Genomic DNA, 24153 nt, shown 5'->3' with positions numbered 1-24153 from the left:
ACCCGCGTCAAGGCCCCTGCAGGGATCGGGCCGACGAATCTCCACTGCAAACCGGACACAAGATGCGAGAAGGTAGCGGCCCACACCCCGTCGCACTCCGCCATGGCCCGGTTGGCGCCTGCAGAGCGCTGTGCCCTGTGCCGTCAAGTTCTACAGAATCCTATAGAAACCAGCTAGTTGATGGGTTGTCACGGACGGGAGCGGGTGAAGAAGGGGTGAGCTGTGGATGCCGCTGGGCAGGGAGGGGTCCAGGAACGCGCCGGCTTTCGTCACGGGGCGGGAGGTGCTGACGGACAGCGTCTACGAGGCCGCCAAGACGATGGTGATGGATCATGTCATCGCGCCCGGCGCACGGTCGGCATCGAGGCGGTGTCCCGCTCTCTCGGGGTGTCGGCCACACCCGTACGCGAGGCCCTGGCCCGGCTCGAGTCGGACGGACTGGTGGTCAAGCGTGCCCTGTCGGGGTATCGCGCCACCGAGTTGCTGACCCGCCAGGGCGTGGAGGAACTCTTCGAGATGCGGCTGCTCCTGGAGCCGCGGGCCGCCGCGCCGGCCGCCGAGCGCGTCGAGGACGCCGAGTTGGACCGCATCGAGGCGCTGGTCGAGGAAGTGCAGGGGCTGCCCGACAAGGGTGACAGTCACGCCGTCTACGGTCGCTTCGCGGTGCTGGATCAGCGGTTCCACGACGCGCCGGCCCCGGCGTCGGGGAGTACGCTGCTTGCCGCAGCGGTGGAGCGGCTGCACACGCACCTCCACCTCTTCCGGCTGAGCGCCGTCACAGACGGCAGTCCGTCGACGGTGATGGAACATGGCCGCATCCTGCGGGCTGTGCTGCGTCGCCGTCCCGAGCGGGCGGCGGATGCCATGCGCGAGCATCTGGAACTGAGTCTGGCGCGATATCTCGACCGATATGGGACGACGTCGCCTGAGTCTGCGGGCGCCGCCGTCCGGGCGCCGGAAGCTACGCCCGTTGGGGCGGCGGTCGGCCACGGGGCCCACGGTCGCCCCGAACGCGCCGCCGTCGGTGACACCTCGGCCGACCGGCCGGCCCTTCCGCCGCGCCGTCCTGCCTCAGGGCGCGTTCCGTGTCGGGCGGCACCCCCAGGGTCGCTTCGTTCTCCGCCCGCTGCATCGACGCAGTCCGTCGGGCATGGGTAACACGTCACGAGCCCTCTGCCGGGACACGTACCAGGTGCAGCACCGTGCTCGCCCAGTCGCCGGGCGGCAGGTCCAGGTGCAGCCCGTAGTCGGCAAGGATCCTCGCATGGTGGACCGTTCCGGTGTATGTGTCGCGGTAGCGGGCGCCCGGGGTCAAGCCCCGCAGGCGGACCGGTTGGCGCGGGGCACCGTGCCGAGGTCCGCGCTGCCACGCGAGGAGCAGCACCTCGTCGGCGCCGTCTCCGGCGTATTGCACGACGGTCGGGCCCTCCCCCGTCGGCCCGCAGAGGCGGTACATGGCACCCTGCTGGACGAGATGACGTACCCGCTTGTAGGTGGCCACCAGTCCGGCGGCCTCGGTGACCTCGTCCTCCGTCCAGCGGGAGAGGTCGCCGCCGATCCCGAGCAGGCCGGACATCGCCACGTGGAAGCGGAACGACAAGGGTACGGAACGGCCGGTGAGCTGGTTCGGCACGTCCGTCACCCACGCGGACATGGAGCACGCCGGATAGATGTGGGCGAAGCCGTGCTGGATGGCGAGCCGGTCCTCGGCGTCGGTGTTGTCGGACGTCCACGCCTGGTCGGTGCGTGCGAGGATGCCCAGGTCGACCCGGCCGCCACCGCCGCTGCACGTCTCTATGCGCAGCTGCGGATGGTCGGCACGCAGCCGGTCGAGGACCCCGTACAAATTGGTCACGTACCGCGTCCACAGTGCATCGCCGCCACCCGGTTCGCCGGGCCGGCCCGCCTCGCCAATGGCGCGGTTCATGTCCCACTTCAGGAAGTCGATGCCGTGGTCGGCGACCAGCCGGGTGAGCCAGCCGTACGCCCAGTCCGCAATCTCCTGTCGGGAGAAGTCGAGGACCAGCTGACTGCGCATCTCGGTGCGTGGCCGGCCGGGCAGGTGCAACACCCAGTCGGGGTGCTCGCGGTACAGGTCGCTGTCCGGATTGACCATCTCCGGCTCGACCCAGATCCCGAACCGCATGCCGAGCCCGTGCACATGGTCGGCCAACGGGCCGAGCCCGTCGGGGAACCGGTCGGGGGCCGGCGTCCAGTCGCCGAGGCCCGAGCGGTCGCTGCGGCGCGCGCCGAACCAGCCGTCGTCCACGACGAACAGCTCCACGCCGAGCGCGGCAGCCCGCTTGGCCAGCGCCTTCTGACCGTCCTCGTCGACGTTGAAGCCCGTCGCCTCCCAGGAGTTGTAGAGCACCGGAGCCAACTCGCCCGCGCGCGGCAGCACATGGGTCCGGATGTAGTCATGCCACGCCCCGGTGGTGGCACCGAACCCGCCGTCAGTGAACAGCCCGGCACACATCGGCGTCTCGAACCTCTCGCCCGGACTGAGTGGCAGGACCGTGCCCTCGTGTCCGACGCCGACGGTGAAGCCGGCCCGGCCGTCGGGCGTGCGCTGCGTCGTGACGCGCCAGCCGCCGCTCCAGGCCAGGGCCGCGCTCCAGACCCGGCCGTGTTCCTCGTCGGCCTCGCCTGCGTCCACCATGACCCACGGGTTGGCGTGATGACCCGTGATGCCGCGGCGACTGGTCAGCACGGTCTCGCCGTACGGCAGTGGCTCTCGGCGCAGTTGGGTCTCCGCCGACCACTGGCCGGTGACATGGCTGAGCTGGTACCCGGGCAGTGGCGGGAGCGTCCAGGCGGCGGAGTCGGCGCGCAGCAGGTCGACACGGTTGGCGCCCGCGTTGCGCAGCACGGTCCGGCGCTCGATGACGTCGGTGTCCTCGCGTACCCGGTAGTGCAGCGCCACCTCCAGTGGGTACAGACGGTCGCGGAACCTCAGGACCAGCTCCTCCGCGCCGGATGACGGCCGCCGGAGCACCTCGTGCCCCTGAAGCCACCACTCGAAACCGCGGGTGCCGTCGATGTGGCGTACCTGGAGCGACGGCGGCCCGTAGTGGACGCCGTCATCCGCCGGCAGCTCCTCGCCCACCGCACGTCGCCCTTCGAAACTGCTGTGCGCCTCCTGCAGCGGAACGGCCAGCTCCAGGGCCTCCGCCAGGGACAGCCGTGGTCCCCACGCGACATGGCCGGGTGCACCGGTCTCGTCGATACGCAGGGCGTACGACGTGCGCGGGGTGGTGAGCAGCCAGACCCCGGCCTCGGGGGAATGGGAGATCAGCGGCATGAGGCCTCACGTTCCAAGCGGGGACGATGCTGACCGTGAGCAAACGTGACCTTCGATCAGCTGTCAACTGGTATGCACAGCACCCAGTTTGAATGCCTCGAGCGAGCACCACCAGAGTTTTCACGAGTTCCCGCTTCTTTCATTGACACCAGAAAATAAGGGCCCTAAGTTCCCGGCCATGCAGTCGACTTCCCCTCCGACGCCCCCTCCCGAGGCCCTACCGGCACAGACGCCCGCCGCCGCCCAGATCTTCACCACGCTGCTCTCGCACGGTCCCCTGACCCGTTCCGAGGTGGCCGAGCGCACGGGGCTGTCAGCCGCGGCGGTGACCAAGGCGGTACGGCCGCTGATCGGGGCCGGGTATCTCGTGGAGGACGTCGACGACGCCCGCCGGGCACTGGGGCGACCGGCCAATCCGGTGCGGGTCGACGCCGGCCGAGCGCTGTTCGTCGGAATCAAGGCGACCGGCGACGAACTCATCGGCGTCCTCACCGACCTGTGCTGCCGGATCCGCGTGGCCCGGCACCTGCCGCTGACGAATCAGGCCCCGGCAGCAGTGCTCGCCGCGATCTCGGAGCTTGTGCGGGAGCTGCTCACCGAGGCCGAAGGCTTCGGTGTCCCGGTGCTCGGCCTCGGCCTCGCCGTCTCCGGCGACGTGGACCGCCTCGACGGAACCGTCCGCTACTCGCCGTTTCTGGAGTGGCGTGGCGTGGCGCTCGGCGAACTCGCCAACACCATCACTGGCTTGCCGGTCACCGTGGAGAACGACGTGCGTGCCCTGACCGTCGCCGAGCAGTGGTTCGGCGCCGGCGTCGGGTTGTCCGACTTTGCTCTGGTCACCGTCGGCGCGGGCATCGGCTGCGGACTCGTGGTGCATGGGCAGGTGGTGGCCGGGGCGCACGGGGTGGCCGGCGAAATCGGGCACGTCGCCATCGATCCGGCCGGCCCGATGTGCCGGTGCGGCAACCGGGGCTGTGTGGAGGCGATCGCGGCCGACCAGGCCATCCTCGCCCGCATCACCGAGACGACGGGGACCGCGGTCACCGACTCCGCCCATGCCGTGGACCTCGCGCGCCGGGGGTTCCCGGGAGTGCGGGAGGTCTACGCCGCCGCCGGCGAGGCGATCGGCCGCGGCATCGCCACCATGGCCAACCTGTTCGGGCCCGAGCGAGTGATCATCTCCGGCGAGGGCCTGGCCGCCTACGACCTGTTCGCCGACCAGATCCGCGACACCTTCGCCGCGTACGCGTTCGGCTCCGCCGCGCAGTGCGACGTACAGACCCGCCCGTTGCCTTTCGAGGAGTGGGCGCGCGGTGCGGCCGCCACCGCGATCCAGAGCTTCATCAGATCCGACACCCACCAGCAGCGCACCAATGGCGCTGCCGCGCGCACCTAGCACGCACGAGCACGAGGAGCGACGAATGACGCAGCACAGCAGCTTCCCCCTGGCTGCGCGGAGCCCCGGCCGGCGCAGAGTGGTCGGCGGACTGTTCGGCCTGTCCGCGGCCGCTCTGGCCGCTCCCGTCCTCACCGCCTGCGGCGGCGGCCCGGGAGCCGACCCCAAGACGGTCACGTTCGGTTCCAACGGCGCCGACGCCACGCCCAAGAAGGCCTACGAGGCCGTCACGAAGGCGTTCACCCAGGACTCCGGCCTCACGGTGAAGACGAACACGGTCGACCACGACACCTTTCAGAACAGCATCACCAGCTATCTGCAGGGCACTCCGGACGACGTCTTCACGTGGTTCGCGGGCTACCGCATGAAGTACTTCGCGAAGAAGGGGCTCGCGAGCCCCGTCGACGAGGTCTGGGACGTCATCGGCGACGGGTTCAGCGACGCCACCAAGCAGCTCTCGCGCGGTGAGGACGGCAAGTACTACTTCGTTCCGCTCTACAACTACCCCTGGGCGGTGTTCTACCGGAGGAGTCTCTTCCAGGACCGAGGGTACGAAGCCCCCGCCACCTGGGACGACTTCATCGCTCTCGCGAAGCGGATGAAGAAGGACGGACTCTCTCCGGTCACCGCCGGCTACGGCGGCGGGGACAGCTGGTCCGTCCTCGGTGCCTTCGACTACCTCGACCTGCGCGCCAACGGCTACGACTTCCACATGCAGCTCATGCGCGGCGAGGTCTCCTGGACCGACAAGCGCGTCGTACGCATCTTCGACCTGTGGCGCGAGCTGACCCCCTACTACCAGACGGGCGGCGGCGGCCGTTCATGGCAGGACGCCGCCCAGTCGCTCATCGACAAGAAGTCGGGCATGGCGGTCATCGGCCTGTTCATCGGCCAGCAGATCACCGACGAGGCGATACGCGGCGACATCGACTTCTTCCCCTTCCCCGAGATCGACGGCGTCCACGGCCTGGACGCCGTCGAGGCACCCACCGACGGCTTCATGCTGAGCCGGAAGCCGAAGAACGAGGACGGTGCGAAAAAGTTCCTGGAGTTCCTGGGCGGCGCCCGGGCCGAGGAGCTGTACATGGGCGTCGACCCGAGCAACCTCGCCGCCAACGAGCAGGCCGGTACCGGCTCGTACAACGCCCTGCAGACCAAGTCGGCCGAACTGATCAACTCCGCGAAGAACATCAGCCAGTTCGCCGACCGGGACAGCGACCCCGGCTTCATCTCCACCGTCGTCCTGCCCGGCCTGGTCGAGTGGCTGGGCCACCCGGACGACGGCACCGCCACCCTCAAGAAGATCGAGTCCCAGCGCTCACGCTTCTTCACTTCCTGACCGGGACCGGAAAGGCCTGCGCACTGTGTCCTCCGCGACTTCCCCCGGGCGGCTGAGCCGGAGCGACCGTCTCTTCCTGACGCTCGTCATCGGATTGCCCCTGCTCGCCCTGCTCGTCTTCGTCTGGCTGCCCGCCCTCGCCTCGATCGCGCTGTCGTTCACCACGTGGGACGGCATCGACCTGTCCGACATCCACCCGACGGGCATCGAGAACTACGCCCAGATCTTCACCAACTACCCGCCGTTCTGGCCGGCCGTCCAGCACAACGTGATCTGGCTGCTGTTCACGGCATTGCTGCCGACCCCGTTCGGTATCTTCCTGGCGTACCAGCTCGACAAGAAGATTCGATTCACCAGGATCTACCAGACCGCGATCTTCCTGCCGATGGTGCTGTCCCTCGCGGTGGTCGGCTTCATCTGGGAGATCATCTACAACCCCGACACCGGGCTGCTCAACAGCTTCCTCGGCGTCGTCGGGGCCGGTCACCACATCGACTGGCTCGGCGACCCCGACCTGAATCTGTGGGCCGTCCTCGTTGCCTCGGGCTGGCGGCACACCGGCTACATCATGATCCTCTACCTGGCGGGACTGAAAAGCGTCGACCCGGCCCTCCGGGAGGCCGCCGCCCTCGACGGCGCCAACGGACGCCAGACCTTTCTCAAGGTGATCTTCCCGGCACTCAAACCGGTCAACAACATCATCCTCGTCGTCACGGTGATGGAGTCGCTGCGCGCGTTCGACATCGTCTACGTCCTCGGCGGGGGGACCGGCAGCAAACCCGGCATGGAACTGCTCTCCCTGCTGATCACCGACAACATCGTCGGCGAGGCCGGCCACATCGGCTACGGCTCCGCCCTCGCCGTGATCCTGCTGCTCATGTCGCTCGCGGCAATCGGGACCTTCCTCGTGCAGACCTTCCGAAAGGGGGACCAGTGACCTCCACCGTCGAGCGGCCCGCCTCCCGCACCCGGACAGGACGCCGGCAACCGCCGAAGAGCGGACCCAGGCGGCCGCCCCGCGCCCTCGGGCGGCACATGCTGCTCGGCAGTATCGCCCTGCTGTGGCTCGTCCCGCTGCTGTGGGCCGTGTACACCTCGCTCAGGTCGTACGAGGACACCGCGAGCAACGGCTACTTCTCCCTGCCGCGCAGCTTCGGCCTGGACAACTTCACCGATGCCTGGACCCAGTCCGGCATGCCGCACTTCTTCTGGAACTCCATCCTCATCACCGTGCCCGCGGTGCTCTGCACGCTGCTGTTCTCCGCGGCCGTGGCGTTCTTCGTCTCCCGCTTCGACTTCCGCTTCAACCTCGCCCTGCTGATGCTGTTCACCGCGGGCAACCTGCTGCCCGCCCAGGTGCTCATCACCCCGCTGTACCGGCTGTACCTGCTGATCCCGCTGCCGTGGTGGATGAGCGACTCCATGCTGCTGTACGACTCGGCCTGGGGCATCATCGCGATCCACGTCGCGTACCAGTGCGGATTCTGCACCTTCGTTCTCAGCAACTACATGCAGACGATCCCGAAGGAGATCACCGAGGCCGCACAGGTCGACGGCGCCCCGGTGTGGCGGCAGTTCTTCCAAATCATCCTGCCGCTGTGCCGGCCGGCCTTCGCCGCACTGGCCACGCTGGAGTCCATCTGGATCTACAACGACTTCTTCTGGCCTCGCGTCCTCATCGACACCGGCGACAAGCGGCCCATCACCTCCGCACTCGCCAACCTCCAGGGCGCGTACTTCACCAACCCCAATCTGATCGCGGCCGGCGCCCTGATGACCGCGATCCCCACGCTGCTGGTCTATTTCGCGCTCCAGCGTCAGTTCATCAGCGGGCTCACCATCGGCTCGAGCAAGGGCTGAGCCGCCCTCGTATCCCTCGCCGCACCGAACACAAGGAGGTACGGCCCATGCGGTCAACCTCGAACGCAGCCCTGCCCGGACGCCGGCTGAGAACCGTCGTCGTCCTGGCCCTCACCGCCCAACTCGCGACGACCGTTCCCGCCGCGCGGGCCGAGACCGAGGCCCCCACGACCCCGGCCGCCACGACCACCACCCTGGCCGCCAAGCCCTACATGGGCTGGACCAGTTGGACCATGCAGTCGTCGAAGTACCCGGGCCTCAACCCGAAGGGCGACTACAGCTATCTGACCGAGGCGAACGTCGACAAGCAGACCGATGCCATGGCGGCCAAGCTGAAGAAGTTCGGCTACGAGTACATCAACATCGACGCCGGCTGGTGGATGGACTGGTCGTGGAAGTCGCAGTTCGACGAGTACGGCCGACAGAAGGCCGACCCGGAGCGTTTCCCGAGCGGTATGAAGGCCGTCGCCGACCGCATCCACTCCAGGGGCCTGAAGGCCGGCATCTACCTCCCGGTCGGCCTGCAGAAGGAGGCGTACAACGACGGCAGGACGCCGATCTGGAAGGCCGAGGGCTGCACCACCGCCGACATCGTCTACGACGACCTGCGCACCACCAACGGCTGGGACAGCTCGTACAAGATCGACTTCTCTGATCCCTGCGCGCAGAAGTACATCGACTCCCAGGCGCAGATGTTCGCCGACTGGGGCTACGACTTCCTCAAGCTCGACGGCGTCGGACCCGGCTCCTTCAAGAGCGGCGACAACTACGACAACGTCGCCGACGTGGCCGCCTGGCAGAAGGCCATCGACACCGCCGGCCGCCCCCTCCACCTGGAGCTGTCCTGGTCCCTCGCCTACAGCCACGCCGAGGACTGGAAGAAGTACTCCAACGGCTGGCGCATCGACACCGACGTCGAGTGCTACTGCAACACCCTGGTCAGTTGGGAGAACTCGGTCGACGACCGGTGGGACCACGCCCCGGCCTGGACGGACCACGCCGGACCCGGCGGCTGGAACGACCTCGACTCCCTCAACGTCGGCAACGGCGAGATGGACGGCCTCACCAAGGCCGAGCGGCAGAGCTACGCCACCCTGTGGGCGATCGCCAAGTCTCCGCTCTACACCGGCGACGACCTCACCCGCCTCGACTCCTACGGGCTGTCGCTGCTGACCAACCGGGAGGTCATCGCGATCAACCAGAGCAGCGCGCCGCCCGCCGAGCCCGTCACCGCATCCGACCCGCAGCAGGTGTGGGCCGCGAAGAACCCCGACGGCACCTACAGCGTGGCGCTGTTCAACCTGTCCGACGCACCCGCCTCCGTGACGGCGAACTGGTCGACCCTCGGCTTCCAGGGCAAGGCCTCGGTGCGTGACGTGTGGAACAAGGAGAACCTCGGCACCTACACCGACAAGATCACCCAGGCGCTGCCCGCGCACGGCTCGCGGCTGTTCACCGTCACCCCGCGCGGCACCGGCCTCACGTGGACCGGCTACGAGGCCGAGGCGGGCGACCTGAGCGGCAACGCCTCCGTGGCCGACTGCTCCGCCTGCTCCGACGGCCGCAAGGTCGGCAACCTCTACGGCGGCGGCAAGCTCACCGTCAACGACGTCGTCGTGCCCAGGGCAGGCACCTACCAGGTCAAGGTCTCCTACATCAGCGGCGACGCCCGGTCTGCCCTGGTCTCCGCCAACGGCGGCGGCGCCACCTCGCACAAGTTCGCTTCCACGGGTGACTGGACCACGGTGAACAGCGTTTATGTGCCGGTGAAGCTGAAGTCCGGGGCCAACACGATCACCATCGACAGCGGAAGCGACGGCTACGCGCCGGACATCGACCGGATCGACGTACAGAAGTCTCGCTGATCTCCTTCCGCCCCCCCACCCGGGGCCCGGCCCTGCGCAGCCCCCACCCGGGGCCCGGCCCTGCGCCGTCCCCCCACTCCAGACGCATCCGGAGCCGCCATGAACACCAGCCCTGACGACCCGAGCAGAAGAACCCTCCTCTCCCTCGCCACCACGGCGGCCCTCACCGCCGCCGGCACGCTGCCCACCTTCACCGCCTCCGCCGCGCCCGCCCGCCCCGCCGAAGCTCCGCTGCCCGCCGACGCCGCCCGTCAGCAGTTGTGGTGGCAAGCCCCTGGCGACGAGGGCTCCCTGATCGAACAGGGCCTGCCCATCGGCAACGGCCGCATAGGCGCCCTCGCGAGCAACGACTCCGGCCGCGAAGTGCTGCTGATCTCCGACGCCACCATGTGGACCGGCGGCCTCAACGACACCCTGGACAAGGACGGCCAGTTCCCTTATGGACGCTCCGACTTCGGCTCGTTCACGCTGCTCGCCAAGCTCACCGTCGACATCCCCGACCACGACCTCGGCGCCGTCAACACCTACCGCCGCACCCTCGACCTCGCCCAGGGCCTGGTCACCAGCTCCTACGTCCGCTCCGGCATCACCTACCGGCGCGAGATGTACGCCAGCCACCCCGACGACGTCATCGTCCTGCGCTTCACACAGAGTGGCGGCGGCCGCTACACCGGCACCATCACCCTGACCGGCACCCACGGCGAGAACCCCACCGCCGCCGAGTCCTTCGGCGCGACCCTCCCCAACGGCCTGCGCTACGGCGCCGCCGTCAAGGCCCGCGCCACAGGCGGCAAGGTCACCGTCAACGACACCCGGATCGACTTCTCCGACTGCAGGGAACTCACCATCGTCGTCAGCGCCGGCACCAACTACGCGCCCGACGCCGCCGCGGGCTTCCGCAACCCCTCCCTCGACCCCGAGCGGCTGGCCCGTACGAAGGTCCGCGACGCAGCGTCGGAGTCCGCCGACGCCCTCCGGCGCACCCACATCGCCGACTATCGTGCCCTCTACGCAAAACTGGACCTCTCGCTCGGCACGTCCAGCGCCGAGCAGCGCGAGCTGGACACCTGGGAACGTCTCCACGCCCGCACCCGGGACCTCGTCCCCGACCCCGAACTGGAAGCCGCCTACCTGCAGTTCGGCCGATACCTCATGATCTCCGGATCTCGCGACAGCCTGCCCCTGAACCTCCAGGGCCTGTGGCTGGACGGCAACGACCCGGACTGGATGGGCGACTACCACACGGACATCAACATCCAGATGAATTACTGGATGGCCGACCGGACCGGCCTCTCCCAGTGCTTCGACACCTTCACCGACTACTGCCTCGCCCAGCTCCCCTCCTGGACCAAGCTCACCCGGACCCTGTTCAACGACCCGCGCAACCGCTACCGCAACTCCACCGGCAGGGTCGCCGGCTGGACCGTCGCCATCTCCACCAACCCCTACGGCGGAGGCGGCTGGTGGTGGCACCCGGCGGGCAACGCCTGGCTGTGCAACAGCCTGTACGAGCACTACGAGTACACCCAGTCGCGCGCCTACCTCACGAAGATCTACCCGCTTCTCAAGGGCGCCTGCGAGTTCTGGGAGGCACGGCTGCTGCCCCACGCCCTCCCCGGCACCACCAAGGAGGTGCTGATCGCGGACAGCGACTGGTCCCCGGAGCACGGCCCGCTCGACGCCAAGGGCATCACCTACGCCCAGGAACTGGTGTGGGCGCTGTTCGGCAACTTTGCGGCCGCCTCCGCCCTGCTGAAGAAGGACACCGCCTACGCCGACACCATCACCGGCATGCGCAAGCGCCTGTACCTGCCGCAGGTGAGCCCGAAGACGGGCTGGCTGGAGGAGTGGATGTCGCCCGACAACCTCGGCGAAACCACGCACCGGCACCTGTCCGGGCTGGTCGGCCTCTTCCCCGGCGACCGCATCCGCCCCGACGGCTCCACCCCCAAGAAGATCGTCGACGCAGCCACCGCCCAGCTGACCGCGCGCGGCATGAACAGCTTCGGCTGGGCCAACGCCTGGCGCAGCCTGTGCTGGGCCCGGCTCAAGGACGCCGAGAAGGCCTACCAGCTCGTGGTCAACAACCTCCGCCCGTCCAGCGGTGGCAGCAACGGCACCGCCTTCAACCTCTTCGACGTCTACGAGGTGGAGCAGGGCCGCGGCATCTTTCAGATCGACGCCAACTTCGGCACTCCGGCCGCGATGTCCGAGATGCTGCTGTACTCGCGGCCCGGCCATCTGGAACTGCTCCCGGCCCTGCCGGACGCATGGGCCTCCTCCGGCCACATCACCGGCCTTCCCGCGCGCGGCGGATTCGTCGTGGATGTGAAGTGGCAGGACGCGAAGCCCACTTCGGTGAGGCTCCGCAGCGTCGGCGGGCGCACGACCACCGTCGAGTTCGCCGGCCGCACCCGCAATGTGGTGCTCAAGGCCGGTGCGTCCGTCACGCTCAAGGACTTCGACCGGTGATCCGCCGGATCGCGTCCGCGGGCGGGGCGCTCGCGATGATGTGCGCCCTGGTCGTCCCGTCCGGGCAGGCGCTGGCCGAGGATTCCGGGAAGGCGGCTCGCCGGCACGACGTCATCACCTGGGGCGCCAGCGCCGACCGCCTGGGCGAGGGTGTCGCCGGGCGCGGCTACCGGCTCGTCGTGCACACCAGCGCCGGCGGCGACAACCTGCGGATCCGCCTGTCCAACGCCTTCGGCGACCGGCCGGTGACCTTCGACAGCGTCTACGCGGGCGTGCGGAAGTCGGGTGCGGAACTGGTGCGCGGCACCAACAAGCGGCTCACGTTCGACGGCGCCCGCTCGGTCACCGTCCCCGCCGGACGCACCGTCTTCAGCGACCCGCTGCCCGGCCGGCTGGCCGCCGGGTCCGACCTGGTCATCAGCGTGCACAGCCCGGACGCCGCGGGTCCCGCGACCGGCCACGGCATGGCCATGGCGACGTCGTACATCACCCAGGGCGATCACACGGCAGAAGAGAGCGCCACCAACTGGGTCAACCGGACCGGCTCCTGGCACTACCTCGACGCCGTCACCGTACGGACAAGTGCCTCCATCGGCGCGGTGGTCGCGCTGGGCGACTCCATCACGGACGGCTGGCAGTCCTCGACCGATCTGAACCGCCGCTGGCCCGACTACCTGGCCCGCCGGCTGCGCACGTCCACCGCGACGACCGTCGAGGGAGTTGCCAACGAAGGAATCTCCGGCAACAAGCTGCTCGCCGACGGCGCCGGACAGAGCGCACTCAACCGGCTGGACCGCGATGTCCTGTCCCACCCCGGGGTCCGGACCGTGTTCCTCTTCGAGGGCATCAACGACATCAAGGCCCACACCGGGGTGACGGCGCAGGATGTGATCGACGGCTACCGGGAGATCATCCAGCGGTCCCAAGACGCCGGACTGTGCGTGGTCGGCGCCACGGTCGGCCCCTACAAGGGCTGGCCCGAATGGGACCCGGCAGGCGAGGCCGTACGGCAGGAGATCAACGCATTCATCCGGGACAGCGGCGAGTTCGACCGCGTGGCCGACTTCGACCGGGCTCTGCGCAGTCCCTACGACCCCGAGCGCATGCTCCCCTTCCTCGACAACGGCGACCACGTGCACCCCAACGACAAAGGCATGCAGGCCATGGCCGACGCGGTCGACCTCGCAAGCCTCGACTGCTCCGCGACGTAGGGTGCATCGGCGCAAGCAGGGTGCCGGGGGTGGCAGGGAAGATCTCGCGCCAGTGGCGCCGGGGTATCTGTCCGGACACGGCGGCGAATCAGAACCGGTCGGCGGGCTCATAGCGGACCGGTCCGGCCAACTGGCGGGCAGGACCGCGTTCTCGTGCCGCAGCACCAGCAGTTCCGCCTCCTTCGCCGTCCGGCGACGCAGGAGCACCGATGGAACAGTGAGCAGTTTCCGGGTCACCTTGTGCAGCAAGGACACGATCACGGAGGACATGATCCCAGTGGACTGATCGCGCCCCGCTCACCTGCGGCGATGACTTTTCGAGCGGCACAGGCTCCCGGATTGCGGCGGCCGCCGATGGGAGGGAGGGTGGTGTCGAGACGGTTTGGGCGAGACAGAAGGCACACGGCCTGTCACGGATGCGGGCTGTGGCATGTCCTCATCGCGAAGCGAGTTGTGTGAGCAGGGAACCGGCGACCTTGGTCACAGCCGAACGAGTGGGTCGGTGCACCGGTCCGGAATGCGGTGGCCGACGCAAGATCATCCATTCGGGCAGGCTTATGGAGGTGTGGTACATGTCAGCGAAGAACCCAGAGCGCGGGAGCGCCCACGAGGTCTCCTTGCCGCCCGAAGTCAAGTTGCTGCAGGAAGTCACTCCGCCCTTCTTTCCCGAAGGTGGTTCGGGAATGACCATCCTCGTCGAGTGGCCTCCCAGTCACCCCGGGCTCCCTCCGCACCGCCACTCGGGCCCGTCGTTCGGCTATGTGATGGAGGGCGCGCTCCGGTTCGAGCTCGAGGGTGAGCTGGAGCGTGTGGTCGAGGCCGGTGGGACGTTCTGGGAGCCAGGCGGTGACGTGATCCACTACCAGGACGGCAACGCCCTGTCGGACGCACAGACCAAGTTCGTGGTGATCATGGTGTGCGCGCCGGGCCGGCCGATGCTCACGCTGGTCGACGAGGAGGAGCTGAAGGAACGGGCGCACCTGCGCGCCCCGCGTCCCTCCGAAGGCTGACCCGCGAGATCGACACGAGAGACTTTTGCCTGATACGGCACTTGCTAGCACCTCTTCAGTGAACTGATGTCGTTCGCATGACCGTACTGCGAGGAGTTGCCGCGCCAGTTGCCGACGGGCCAATTGGGGCCGCCCCATTCCTTGTCGACATACAGGCACCAGACATCGCCGGTGCGGTTCCAGACGGAGCGGACCTTATCGTTGAAGACGTAGCCCTCGACCGGGTTCGCCAAGTTCTCCGAGCCGTAGTAGAAGCGCGCCCAATGGCCCCCGACCGATCCCACGTTGGCGTTCCCGTACTCCCAGATGCAGAAGTAGTACTCGGGGCACTGCTCCCATGAGCTGATCGATTTCGCGGAAGTCACCCGCGTGTTGTCCAGAGGTGCTGCCTGGGCCGTGGTGGGCACCGTGACCGCAACCGCGGCGGCGAGCCCCAGGGCCGTGTTCATACCTTTCAACCAACGCACAGTATTCACTGCCTTCCGTCGATCCATCCGCACCGGTCGTCCCGGCTTTCCCCCCGTCCCCCTGTGGGCTGAGGTGCGAGCTATGGTGTAGCGCGGATGGGTTGTCCGGCGCCGGACGCGGGAGTGTCCCGGCGAAATTCCAGTGTTATTTGACCGAAAAGTCGTAGCGACTACCGAACTTGAATGCGTGATGTCGGTCAACCGTCCATGATCAGGTCTGTGTCGGCGAGGCAGCCGTCGACGAGGTGGGGGCGGTAGTGGATCTGCTTGAGTCTGAGTTTGACTGCTCGGGTGATCTGGGCCAGGTTGGCGGCAGCGAGGTTGCCGATGTCGCCGTTTGACCAGTGACCTGCCAAGAACCTCGTCCGTGCTGGTCACAGCGACATGTCGGTACTCGTGCAGGATGCCGCTGAGGCGGTCGCATGGGTGGATGTGGAGATGGGCGAGTTGGTCGGGGTCGGTAATCGGTTCGGGTAGTGGGTGGAGCGGTGTGGCGCTTGTGAGAGTGCGGTGAGGCCTGTGCTCGTTGTGGAACGCTTCGTACTCGCGTAGCGCGTGGAGGAGATGGGTCTGGTTCCAGGTGAGGGTGCGGCCTGGGAGTTCGGTTCGGCATGACCGCACCCAACGTTCCATGATCGCGTTCATGCGCGGCATCCGGATGCCGGTCTGGATGACCTGGTGCGGTGGCGCCGAGGATCCGCACGCGGCGTGTGGTGTGCTCGATCGCCGCGAGGACGTACGGAGTCGCTCCGGTGAGGGTTTTGGTCTCGAAGAAGTCGGCGGCGAGGATGGGCTGGGACTGGGAGTGCAGGAAGGTCGCTCAGGTGGTGTGTTGGCGTTCGGGTGCGGGGTCGATGCCGTGGTCCTTGAGGATGTTCCACACGGTGCCGGCGGCGGCCTTGATACCGAGGACGGCGAGTTCGCCGTGGATGCGCCGGTACCCCCAGCTGGAATTCTCTCGTGCCAGCCGTAACACCAGGGCGCGCACGGATCGTACAGCGCGGGGTCGTCCCGGCCGTTTGGGGCGGGAGGCCTTCGCGTGGCGGCGGCGCAGCAGCTCACGGTGCCGGCGCAGCACCCCATGGCGGCCCGCTACGGCGGGGAGCCAGTGCCGCGAACCACAGCCGATCCACCGACTCGTACCGCACCGGACCCGCGAGTTGCCTGCGCAGCACCACGTTCTCATGCCGAAGTACCAGCAGTTCGGCGTCCTTGCCTGCCTGCGTAACGGCACCGCCGGAACGGAGAGCGGCCTCCGCGTCACCTGATACACCAGTGAGACGGTCACCCAGGCATGATCCCAGCGTGCCCACGAGGCCACCAGACAGCCTATGAGCTGCAGCGACGCATTTCTGAACGGCACACATGAGCGCCGTATCCGGCTCTGTGGCGCCGTAGCGGGACAGTCCGCTGGGACCCACAGCGAAGAAAAAGTGTGCCAAGCGAGACAGGGGCATGCCGGGGCGTGGTGTCGCCGCAGCAGACGTCCCAGCGTTGATGACCGATGTCTGGGTGGCTAGAGGTTGTCCCGTATGGAGTTGGGGTTATCCCGTGAGGGCCATGTTGTGAAAGCGTGCAACGCCGAGCATGGCCAGGTGAACGCCGTTGCCCTTGAGTCAGCAGTCCCGCAGAACCTTCCAGTTCTTGAGGCGCGACAGGGCATGCTCGACACGTGCCCGGGCCCGACGGTGGACAGCGTTTTTGGCCTCCTGCTGCGGGCTCAGACGCCGTTGGCCTCGTCTTTTGCGGTGCGGGATGAGCAGTCCGGTGCCCTGGTAGCCGCCATCAGCGAGGGTGGGAACACCATTTCAGGCACGGTCGACACCGGACTCGGTGAAGGCCCGGCAGTCGTTGCGGCTGCCGGGTAGCGGGTCACCGATGGCCACCACCAGGCGGCTGTTGGCATCAATGACCACCTGCGGGTTCGTCGAGTACCGGTAGTTCTTGCTCGAGGCCGCGACAGTGCGGTCCCGGGTGGGCACCAGCGTGCCGTCGACGATGTACACGGTGCCCTCGCGTCCGCGGCGGGCCGGAGAGATCGCCAGCAGCGGCGCGAGATGGTTCAGGATCCGGTCCGCGGCCGACTTCGAGATCCCGAACAGTAGTGCCACCTGCCGCAACGTCAAGTTCGTGCGCCAGTACGTGGCTACCAGCAACACCCGGTCCTCCAGCGGCAATGCCACGGCCGGCCTCGCTGGATGTCACCACCCCGCCGCAGCACCAACGCGACGAGACGGTCGAACTGCACCGGGCTCAACGACGGGCAGAGGGCGGCGCCGCTCAGACCATGCGTCGTAGCGCGGTCTCCACGGCATCGACCAGCGGATCGCCTTCGGTCCGCGGGTGCCTGGCCAGGCCGAGTTCGACGTCCGGCAGGCTGGGCAGGGCGTCCGCGTCGTGGCACGCCATGGCCGGTTCGAGATTCCCGGGCAGCACCGCCGTAACGCCGAGCCCGGCCCGCACCGCGGCGAGCACACCGACGAGACTGTTGCTCTCGAACGCCACCCGCCAGCGGCGGTCGGCACCTTCCAGCCCTTCCAGCACCGACGCACGCCATGTGCACGGGCCCGAGAACAGCACCACGGGTAGCGGATCGGCAGCCAAGTCCACACCCTGGCCGACCGCCCAGACCAGCGGTCGGCGCACCGTCCAGCGCGGCCGGCCGGGAACGTCCGCCGCCTCGTCGAGCACGAGTTGGACGCGTCCCGCGTCGTACGCCTCGCGCCTCGCGTCGCCGGAGAGGCTGAGCACCTCAAGCGTCGCGCCTGGATGCAGCCGGGCGAGGTCGGCGAGGGCTTGCGGAAGCTGGGACGCGGCGAGGTCTTCGAGCAACCCGACGCCGCAGTGGCCGGTCAGTGCGCGGCCGGCTTCGGTGAGTGCCTGCGCGGAGAGCGAGAGGATGCGCTCCGCGTATGGCAGGAGTTCGTCACCCGCGCGGGTCGGCGAGACGCCGGTCGTGGACCGGAGGAGCAGGGGGCTACCGACGGTGTTCTCAAGCTTGCGCAACTGCTGGCTGAGCGCGGGCTGGCTCTGCCCCAGCGCGCTTGCGGCGCGGCTGATGCTGCCCGCCCGCACAGCGGTAACGAACGACCGCAGCAGTACGATCTCCAGATCCCTGGCCATAAAAATCCATTATATCGGCTCCAATCATATGGCCACTTCCTATCGCCAGATGATGGGAGCTAGCGTCACGCGGGTGACTCGATACCGACAGGTGCTCGCCGTGCCCGGGATGGCATCGCTGTTGGGCGTCTCGCTGCTCGCCCGCATTGCGATCACGGCCTCCGGGATGGCGCTGACGATGTACGTCGTTCTGGGCCTGGACATGAGCTACGCGGCAGCGGGAGGAGCCGCGGCGGCCATGACCACCGGTCTGGCGCTGGGCGGTCCGCTGCTGGGCCGCATGATCGACCGGCGGGGCGCGCGTATCGTGCTGCTGATCACCGTCGTGGTTCAGGTCGCGTGGTGGCTGAGCGTCGCGGTACTGCCGTACACGACCCTGCTGGCCGCCGCCTTCGTAGCAGGTCTGCTGATGGTGCCGGCCCCGATGGTGACCAGGCAGGCGATCGCCGCGATGACGAAGGCGGGACAGCGCCGGGCCGCCTTCGCGCTGGAAGCGGTACAGGGCGAGCTGTCCTACATGGTGGGCCCGCCGATCGTGATCCTCTGCGCGACACAACTGCCCTCCGGCGTGGTGGCCTGGGGCGTCGGCGCTGCGATCGTGGCGGGCGGAGCGGGGATCGCCCTGCTCAACCCCCCGCTGCGGGCCGAGGACGAGGCGCCGGCCGACCCAGCCGACCGCCCCCGTCGCCGGGAGTGGCTGGGCCCGAGAATGATCGCGGTGCTGGTGATGGCGTTCGGCGCCACGATCGTGCTCAACGGTACCGACCTGGCCATCGTGGCCACTCTCAAGGAAGCCGGCCAGGTCTCCTGGGCCGCCGTCGTGGTGGCCGTGTACGGCGCGGCCTCCATCGCCGGCGGGCTTCTGTACGGCGCGCTCCCGCGACCGCTGCCCACCTGGCTGCTGCTCGGCCTGCTCGGGCTGGTAACCATTCCCGCCGGACTGGCCCACGACTGGCGCTGGTTGTGTGTGGCAGGCTGCGGCGCGGGGCTGCTTGCCGCACCGGCTCTTTCCGCGTTGTCCGACGCCGTGAGCCGGCTCGCACCCGCGAGCGTGCGCGGTGAGGCGACAGGCTTGCAGTCCTCGGCGCTGGGCGCGGGCTTCGCCCTCGGCGTCCCGATCGTCGGCGGGGCGATCGACACGTCCGGACCGGCAGGCGGCTTCGCGGCGGCCGGCCTGGCCGGCCTCGCCGCCGCGCTGATGGGATGGCTGCTGTCCCGGCGCTCACCCATCCGAACGCGGTCGGTGCGCAGCGATCCCAGCTTCATCGAGGCCTCGGACGCGCGATGATCTGCCTGCCGTCCAGTGGCTGAGCCTTCTCAGGCCATGCTCGGCGCTGCACGCCTCCACAACATGGCCCTCACGGGATAACCCCAACCCCATACGGGACAACCTCTAGTGTGTCAGTTCTCTGGTCTAGGGTCGCCCGCATGGCTGAGCCCTCTTTTCTGACCGCCGTCCGCGAGTCGTACGACACGGTCGCCGCCGATTACGTCGAACGCGTCCCGCCTCCAGCCGCGATGGACCCGCTGTCACGCGCGATGCTGGCGGGGTTCGCCGAACTCGTGCGGACGGCCGGTCTGGGGCCGGTCGCGGACCTGGGATGCGGCCCCGGCCGCGTGACGGCGCACCTGGCCGGGCTGGGGGTGCCCGCCTTCGGCGTCGATCTGTCGCCGAAGATGATCGGGCTGGCCCGGCACGCCTATCCGAACCTGCGGTTCACCGAGGGCTCGATGACCGCGCTGGAGATGAGGGACGACGAGCTCGGCGCCATCCTGGCCTGGTATTCCACCCATCACACGCCCCCGCAGTGGCTGCCGGCGGTGTTCGCCGAGTTCCACCGCACGCTCGCGCCCGGCGGCTACCTGCTCTGGGGAGACTATGTCGGCGATGAACGGCTGCAGCCGACCCAGGGCTATGGCCGTCCGGTGTCCTACGAGTCGTATCTCCTGCCCCTGGACCGCCTGGTCGGCTTGCTGGAGCAGGCCGGACTCGTCGTCACTGCGAGGCTGGAGCAGGAGCCTGGCGGACGGGTGAACAGACCGCACGCCTGCCTGCTGGCCCGCAAGCCCGAAGGGACCTGACGGGGCTTGTTCCTGCGGCGAGGCCGCTCATGTCAGATCGCCGAGGGCCACGCCGCGGTGGTCAGGCCGCGGGGTTGAGAGGGCGGCCGCCCCAGCGGATGCCTTTCTCGCTGCGGATACGGGCGCGTTCCCGGCGCTGGGCGGTCAGGACGTCGGGTGGCGGGCGTTCTGGTTGCGCCAGTGCAGGTAGTGGTGCAGCGCGCGGGTCTGGACGGTGTGGTTGGGGTGGTTGGAGTTGGCGAGAGTGAACTGCCGCAGCGGCCCGAAGTGCGCATCGATGGGGTTGGCCCAGGACGCGTTGGTCGGCGTGAAGCAGAGCTCGACCTTGTTCCCGGCCGCCCACCGGCGGATCTTGCTGCCTTTGTGGGCGGAGAGGTTGTCGAGGATGACGTAGATCGGGGCGCCGTCCGGGCGGACGGCCCGGATGCTCTTGAGCGCGGCGAGACTGTGATCGGCACCCTTGCGACGCCGGTTGACACCCCCGAACGTGTCGTCGCCGACGGTGTGGGTGCCGGAAACGGTGTCACCGTACGCGACCTGCTTGTATTCGCGGATGAGGCCACCGAGCCGATCGTGCCGAGAAGCCGATGCGGTTGTGAGCTGGGTGCGGTTCAGGGGCGGTCAGTCGGTCTGGTGGTCGTTTTCGATGCGGCCAGTGGGCGGCTGGACCTGTGAGCTGGAATCTGCTCGACATGACACGACACACCACCAGCACGGCGAGGGCCTTCGGCAACACGGCCCTCGCCGTCGCGGCTCTGATCCTCGCTCTCGACCAACTCACCGTCGGCGGCCACGACTGGGTGAACACCGCAGCCATCTCACTCGCAGTCCTCGGCACCGGCCTGCGCATCGAGGCAGCGATAGACGACCACCACACCCCCTGTCCCGGCTCCCGACAGCGTGAGAGCGGCCAGCTGGTCTTGCGGCTCAAGTCGACACTCCTTTTCCCCGTAAATTCGAGGTGTCTCGTTGAGGCGCTCCCAGGTTGGGTGCCGGTCAAGGATGCCTGGCGGCATCGGGGCAGTGGTTCGGAATGCCCGGACTATCGGGCTTCGCCGGAGTGTTGTTGACGTGCCCAGCGAGGCCTAGGGGAACAGGATTTTTTGCACGTGATGGTTTCAATCGGATGATCCTGTTCGAAAGGCGCAAGGGTGGGTACTCCTGTGGCCCATGTGTCAGCTGATCGCCGTCTCAGCACGGTCCAACCGGACCAAGGACGACAAAGACCCCGCCAACTGGCAGCCCGACCTCGACAGCTACCACGCCAGCGAGCCGCGCCCGCCTGACCGCGGACAGCGGAGCGCCCCACCACGCCACGGTCGGGGCGCTGCGCCAGGCGGGCGACGCAGCCGGCGCGGCTTCAGGCCGGGGTGACCGTGGCGATCAGATCCGATCGCCACGCCGTCGCTCGCCGGGCCCGGGCCGGCAGGCTCGGCAGCAGCTTTCGCTTGTCGTCCGCGGTCGCGCGGGAGGGGGTCAGGCCTGGCCGGTGTGGCGGGCGGCCGCGCGCTGGGCCCGCCGGGAGGTCCGGATGCCGTCCTGCTGCGGCGGGGACTCCTCGACCAGGCCGAGGACGATGGCCAGGTGCTCGGAGAAGGAGCGGATCGTGGGGTACTCGACGAACGCGGACGCCTCCACCTGCTCGCCCAGCGCGTCGCCGAGGTGAGCGGTGACGTCGATCAGGATGAGCGAGTCCAGGCCCATGTCGAAGAGATTGCGGTCGGTCTCCGGGAGCCCGCCTGCCTCCCCGCCCAGGACCGTGGCGATCTTTTGCCGCACGAACTCGGTGATGATGTCGACACGTTCGGGCCCGACAGCCGCGGCGAGCCGCTCGGTCAGGGTGTCGGGTTCCGGTGTGCGCCGCGCGGTGCGGTGTTCCGGTTCGACCCAGTGACGCGTGCGCTCGAACGGGTAATGCGGCAGCGGGACACGGCAGCGCTGCTCGCCGCCGTAGAACGCGTCCCAGTCGACGTCGGCTCCCGCGGTCCACACCGTCGCCAGGTCGTGTGCGGTGCGGTGCAAGCCGGGCGGAGCGGTGCCGTCGGGCTGGAGGCGCAGCAGCAGGGCGCCCGGGGGAGTGTCGGAGGGCGTCCGCGGAACGCCGGTCCAGGAGTCCGGGTCCGTGTCGAGCAGGCGCAGTGCCTCCGGGACGGTGAGCTCGCCGGACAGGCAGGCGGCGACGAGCCGGGCTACCGGGCCACCGGTCACGGCGGCGGGCCGCACACCCCACGCGGTGAACAGGCGGGCGGCGGCCAGCTGGGCGACCAGGGCCGCTGCCGTGTCGTCGGAGCCCAGCAGCGCTTCGGCGTCCGTGCCGTCCGTGCCGGTCAATGCCTGGATTTCCGCGCGGTAGGCGGGCAGTGCGCGCAGCAGCGCCACGGCGTGGGTGCCGCCGTCCCCGAGCCGGTCGGCCACGCCGTAGACCACGTCGGGGCGGTCGTCAACGACATCCCCGGTGATCAGCTGCTCGCGGTCGGCGAGGGCGAGGGCGAGGGCTGCCTCGCGCAGGTCGGAGCAGACCACGGCGCAGCGGTGACGATGGGCACGGCGGCCGACGCCGAGGGTCTTGGCCACGTCGGCGGGCGAGAGTTCCGGATGCTTTCGCAGGTGCCGGGCCAGGTCGGCCATGGCCCGCTGCAGGGCCTGCGGCGAGCGGGCCGAGAGCACCAGGAGTTCGGCCGGGCGGGGCTTGGACGGCGCCGGGCGGGCCGGCGGCGCCTCCAGGACGACGTGCGCGTTGGTGCCGCCGATCCCGAACGCGCTGACGCCGGCGCGGCGCGGCGCGCCGTCGATGGCGGGCCAGTCGGTGAGTTCGGTGGCGACGTGGAACGGCCCGGCGTCGAAGTCGATCTCCGGGTTGGGCGACTCGAAGTTCAGGCTGGGGACCAGCTCGGCATGGCGCAGCATCAGCGACGTCTTGATCAGGCCCGCCATGCCCGCGGCGACGTCGAGATGGCCGATGTTGGTCTTCACCGAGCCGATCGCGCAGCGGCCGATCGCCTCGGTGTCCTCGGTGAACACCGCGTTGAGCGCGGTCACTTCGATGGGGTCGCCGAGCGGTGTGCCCGTGCCGTGTGCCTCAAGGTATCCGATGGTGTGCGGCGGGCAGTCGGCGATCTGCTGGGCGTCGCGGATGACGGCCGCCTGGCCCTCGACGGTCGGTGCGGTGTATCCGGCCTTCGCCGCACCGTCGTTGTTGACGGCGGTGCCCTTGATGACCGCGTGGATGAAGTCGCCGTCAGTGAGGGCGTCGCGCAGCCGCTTGAGGACCACCACACCGACGCCGTCCCCGACGATGGTGCCCTGCGCCTTGGCATCGAAGGCGCGGCAGTGTCCGTCCGGGGAGAGGATCATGCCTTCCTGGTAGCGGTACCCCTTCCGCTGGGGCACCTTGATGTGCACCGCCCCGGCCAGCGCCGCGTCGCAGTCGCCGCTGATCAGGCTGAGGCAGGCGGTGTGCACGGCGACCAGTGAGGTGGAGCACGCGGTGTTGACGCTGAGACTGGGGCCCTGCAGGTCCAACTTGTAGGACACCCGCGTGGCCAGGAAGTCCTTGTCGTTGGCGAGCATCAGCCGGTAGTCGTCGAGGGTGGAGGCGTTGCGGTAGCGGTCGTGGAGGTTGTGCAGCAGGTACGTGTTCAGGCCGGCGCCCGCGTACACGCCGATGGCGCCGTCGTAGGCGCCGGGATCGTATCCGGCATCCTCCAGCGCTTCCAGGGCGCATTCGAGGAACTGCCGTTGCTGCGGGTCGAGTATCTCCGCCTCGTCCGCGGTGACACGGAAGAGGTCGGCGTCGAACTTGTCGATATCGGGCAGCAGTTGGGCGGCCTTGACATAGCTCGGGTCATCGATGAGCTGCGGATCCACGCCCGCGGCGAGCAGTTCCTCGTCGGACAGGAAGGTCGTCGACTCCACGCCCTCCCGCAGATTGCGCCAGAAGGCATCCACGGAGGGAGCGCCCGGCAGGCGGCATGCCATGCCGATGATGGCGATATCGGATTCCCTGACGTCGTGCTGGTCCATCTCT

General features: G+C 68.8%; 16 protein-coding genes and 3 pseudogenes. 11 read left to right on the top strand and 8 right to left on the bottom strand.

The window, feature by feature from the left end:
• Window positions 1–226: 226 nt before the first annotated feature.
• Window positions 227–912 (top strand): annotated as a pseudogene (locus tag ACH4U7_RS22240) (GntR family transcriptional regulator); the annotation flags it as partial.
• A 250-nt stretch (window positions 913–1162) separates the two neighbouring features.
• On the opposite strand, the gene ACH4U7_RS22235 reads toward ACH4U7_RS22240, so the two are convergent.
• Window positions 1163–3301, bottom strand: coding sequence for an alpha-galactosidase (locus tag ACH4U7_RS22235; protein ID WP_398529589.1), 2139 nt, complete (start codon window positions 3299–3301; stop codon window positions 1163–1165).
• 178 nt (window positions 3302–3479) lie between these two features.
• On the opposite strand from ACH4U7_RS22235, the gene ACH4U7_RS22230 reads away from it, so the two are divergent.
• The 8 genes from ACH4U7_RS22230 (at window position 3480) to ACH4U7_RS22195 (ending at window position 14454) form a co-directional block, all read left to right on the top strand.
• Window positions 3480–4697: an ROK family protein gene (locus ACH4U7_RS22230; RefSeq protein ID WP_398529588.1), complete on the top strand. Its 1218-nt coding sequence runs from the start codon at window positions 3480–3482 to the stop codon at window positions 4695–4697.
• Window positions 4698–4722: 25 nt separating this feature from the next.
• Window positions 4723–6036 (top strand): ABC transporter substrate-binding protein, encoded by a 1314-nt coding sequence (locus tag ACH4U7_RS22225; RefSeq protein ID WP_398529587.1) that lies wholly within the window; start codon window positions 4723–4725, stop codon window positions 6034–6036.
• Between the two features lie 25 nt (window positions 6037–6061).
• Window positions 6062–6973, top strand: coding sequence for a carbohydrate ABC transporter permease (locus tag ACH4U7_RS22220; RefSeq protein ID WP_398529586.1), 912 nt, complete (start codon window positions 6062–6064; stop codon window positions 6971–6973).
• Window positions 6970–7896, top strand: coding sequence for a carbohydrate ABC transporter permease (locus tag ACH4U7_RS22215; protein WP_398529585.1), 927 nt, complete (start codon window positions 6970–6972; stop codon window positions 7894–7896). Before ACH4U7_RS22220 ends, ACH4U7_RS22215 begins: the two co-directional genes overlap by 4 nt.
• 47 nt (window positions 7897–7943) lie before the next feature.
• Window positions 7944–9761, top strand: a complete 1818-nt coding sequence (locus ACH4U7_RS22210) for an alpha-galactosidase D (protein WP_398529584.1) — start codon at window positions 7944–7946, stop codon at window positions 9759–9761.
• Window positions 9762–9860: 99 nt separating this feature from the next.
• Window positions 9861–12233, top strand: a complete 2373-nt coding sequence (locus ACH4U7_RS22205; RefSeq protein ID WP_398529583.1) for a glycosyl hydrolase family 95 catalytic domain-containing protein — start codon at window positions 9861–9863, stop codon at window positions 12231–12233.
• A gap of 38 nt (window positions 12234–12271) precedes the next feature.
• Window positions 12272–13444 carry an SGNH/GDSL hydrolase family protein gene (locus ACH4U7_RS22200; RefSeq protein WP_398529811.1) on the top strand — a complete coding sequence of 391 codons (1173 nt, stop codon included), beginning with the start codon at window positions 12272–12274 and terminating at the stop codon, window positions 13442–13444.
• A gap of 572 nt (window positions 13445–14016) precedes the next feature.
• Window positions 14017–14454 (top strand): cupin domain-containing protein, encoded by a 438-nt coding sequence (locus ACH4U7_RS22195; protein ID WP_398529582.1) that lies wholly within the window; start codon window positions 14017–14019, stop codon window positions 14452–14454.
• A gap of 44 nt (window positions 14455–14498) precedes the next feature.
• On the opposite strand, the gene ACH4U7_RS22190 is transcribed toward ACH4U7_RS22195, so the two are convergent.
• The 5 genes and pseudogenes from ACH4U7_RS22190 to ACH4U7_RS22170 form a co-directional block, all read right to left on the bottom strand.
• Window positions 14499–14903: a peptidase inhibitor family I36 protein gene (locus ACH4U7_RS22190; RefSeq protein WP_398529581.1), complete on the bottom strand. Its 405-nt coding sequence runs from the start codon at window positions 14901–14903 to the stop codon at window positions 14499–14501.
• Between the two features lie 215 nt (window positions 14904–15118).
• On the bottom strand, window positions 15119–15277 hold the full coding sequence (locus ACH4U7_RS22185) for a hypothetical protein (RefSeq protein WP_398529580.1): 159 nt from the start codon (window positions 15275–15277) through the stop codon (window positions 15119–15121).
• 464 nt (window positions 15278–15741) lie between these two features.
• On the bottom strand, window positions 15742–15909 hold the full coding sequence (locus ACH4U7_RS22180) for a hypothetical protein (protein WP_398529579.1): 168 nt from the start codon (window positions 15907–15909) through the stop codon (window positions 15742–15744).
• 556 nt (window positions 15910–16465) lie between these two features.
• Window positions 16466–17205 (bottom strand): annotated as a pseudogene (locus tag ACH4U7_RS22175) (transposase).
• Entirely contained in the window at window positions 17202–18044 is an 843-nt protein-coding gene (locus tag ACH4U7_RS22170) for a LysR family transcriptional regulator (protein ID WP_398529578.1), read from the bottom strand. Before ACH4U7_RS22170 ends, ACH4U7_RS22175 begins: the two are co-directional and overlap by 4 nt.
• Window positions 18045–18117: 73 nt before the next feature.
• Here ACH4U7_RS22170 and ACH4U7_RS22165 point away from each other — a divergent pair, with 73 nt between their 5' ends.
• Entirely contained in the window at window positions 18118–19332 is a 1215-nt protein-coding gene (locus ACH4U7_RS22165) for an MFS transporter (RefSeq protein ID WP_398529577.1), read from the top strand.
• Between the two features lie 140 nt (window positions 19333–19472).
• Window positions 19473–20126 carry a class I SAM-dependent methyltransferase gene (locus ACH4U7_RS22160; RefSeq protein WP_398529576.1) on the top strand — a complete coding sequence of 218 codons (654 nt, stop codon included), beginning with the start codon at window positions 19473–19475 and terminating at the stop codon, window positions 20124–20126.
• A gap of 61 nt (window positions 20127–20187) precedes the next feature.
• Here the strand turns inward: ACH4U7_RS22160 and ACH4U7_RS22155 are convergent.
• Window positions 20188–20633: pseudogene (locus tag ACH4U7_RS22155) on the bottom strand (transposase); the annotation flags it as partial.
• Between the two features lie 969 nt (window positions 20634–21602).
• On the bottom strand, window positions 21603–24149 hold the full coding sequence (locus ACH4U7_RS22150; RefSeq protein ID WP_398529575.1) for a type I polyketide synthase: 2547 nt from the start codon (window positions 24147–24149) through the stop codon (window positions 21603–21605).
• Window positions 24150–24153 lie beyond the last annotated feature (4 nt).

The organism is Streptomyces sp. NPDC020845 (genome assembly GCF_044334165.1).
GTDB lineage: Bacteria > Actinomycetota > Actinomycetes > Streptomycetales > Streptomycetaceae > Streptomyces.
The sequence above is the reverse complement of the archived record's forward strand: the minus strand, read 5'-3'. Positions and strand labels throughout refer to the sequence as shown.

Excerpts from the sequence above, each read along its gene's own strand:
- ACH4U7_RS22235 (WP_398529589.1), bottom strand. The coding sequence starts at position 3,301 with ATGCCGCTGATCTCCCATTCCCCCGAGGCCGGGGTCTGGCTGCTCACC.
- ACH4U7_RS22230 (WP_398529588.1), top strand. The coding sequence starts at position 3,480 with ATGCAGTCGACTTCCCCTCCGACGCCCCCTCCCGAGGCCCTACCGGCA.
- ACH4U7_RS22225 (WP_398529587.1), top strand. The coding sequence starts at position 4,723 with ATGACGCAGCACAGCAGCTTCCCCCTGGCTGCGCGGAGCCCCGGCCGG.
- ACH4U7_RS22210 (WP_398529584.1), top strand. The coding sequence starts at position 7,944 with ATGCGGTCAACCTCGAACGCAGCCCTGCCCGGACGCCGGCTGAGAACC.
- ACH4U7_RS22205 (WP_398529583.1), top strand. The coding sequence starts at position 9,861 with ATGAACACCAGCCCTGACGACCCGAGCAGAAGAACCCTCCTCTCCCTC.
- ACH4U7_RS22200 (WP_398529811.1), top strand. The coding sequence starts at position 12,272 with ATGTGCGCCCTGGTCGTCCCGTCCGGGCAGGCGCTGGCCGAGGATTCC.
- ACH4U7_RS22195 (WP_398529582.1), top strand. The coding sequence starts at position 14,017 with ATGTCAGCGAAGAACCCAGAGCGCGGGAGCGCCCACGAGGTCTCCTTG.
- ACH4U7_RS22190 (WP_398529581.1), bottom strand. The coding sequence starts at position 14,903 with ATGAACACGGCCCTGGGGCTCGCCGCCGCGGTTGCGGTCACGGTGCCC.
- ACH4U7_RS22170 (WP_398529578.1), bottom strand. The coding sequence starts at position 18,044 with ATGGCCAGGGATCTGGAGATCGTACTGCTGCGGTCGTTCGTTACCGCT.
- ACH4U7_RS22160 (WP_398529576.1), top strand. The coding sequence starts at position 19,473 with ATGGCTGAGCCCTCTTTTCTGACCGCCGTCCGCGAGTCGTACGACACG.
- ACH4U7_RS22150 (WP_398529575.1), bottom strand. The coding sequence starts at position 24,149 with ATGGACCAGCACGACGTCAGGGAATCCGATATCGCCATCATCGGCATG.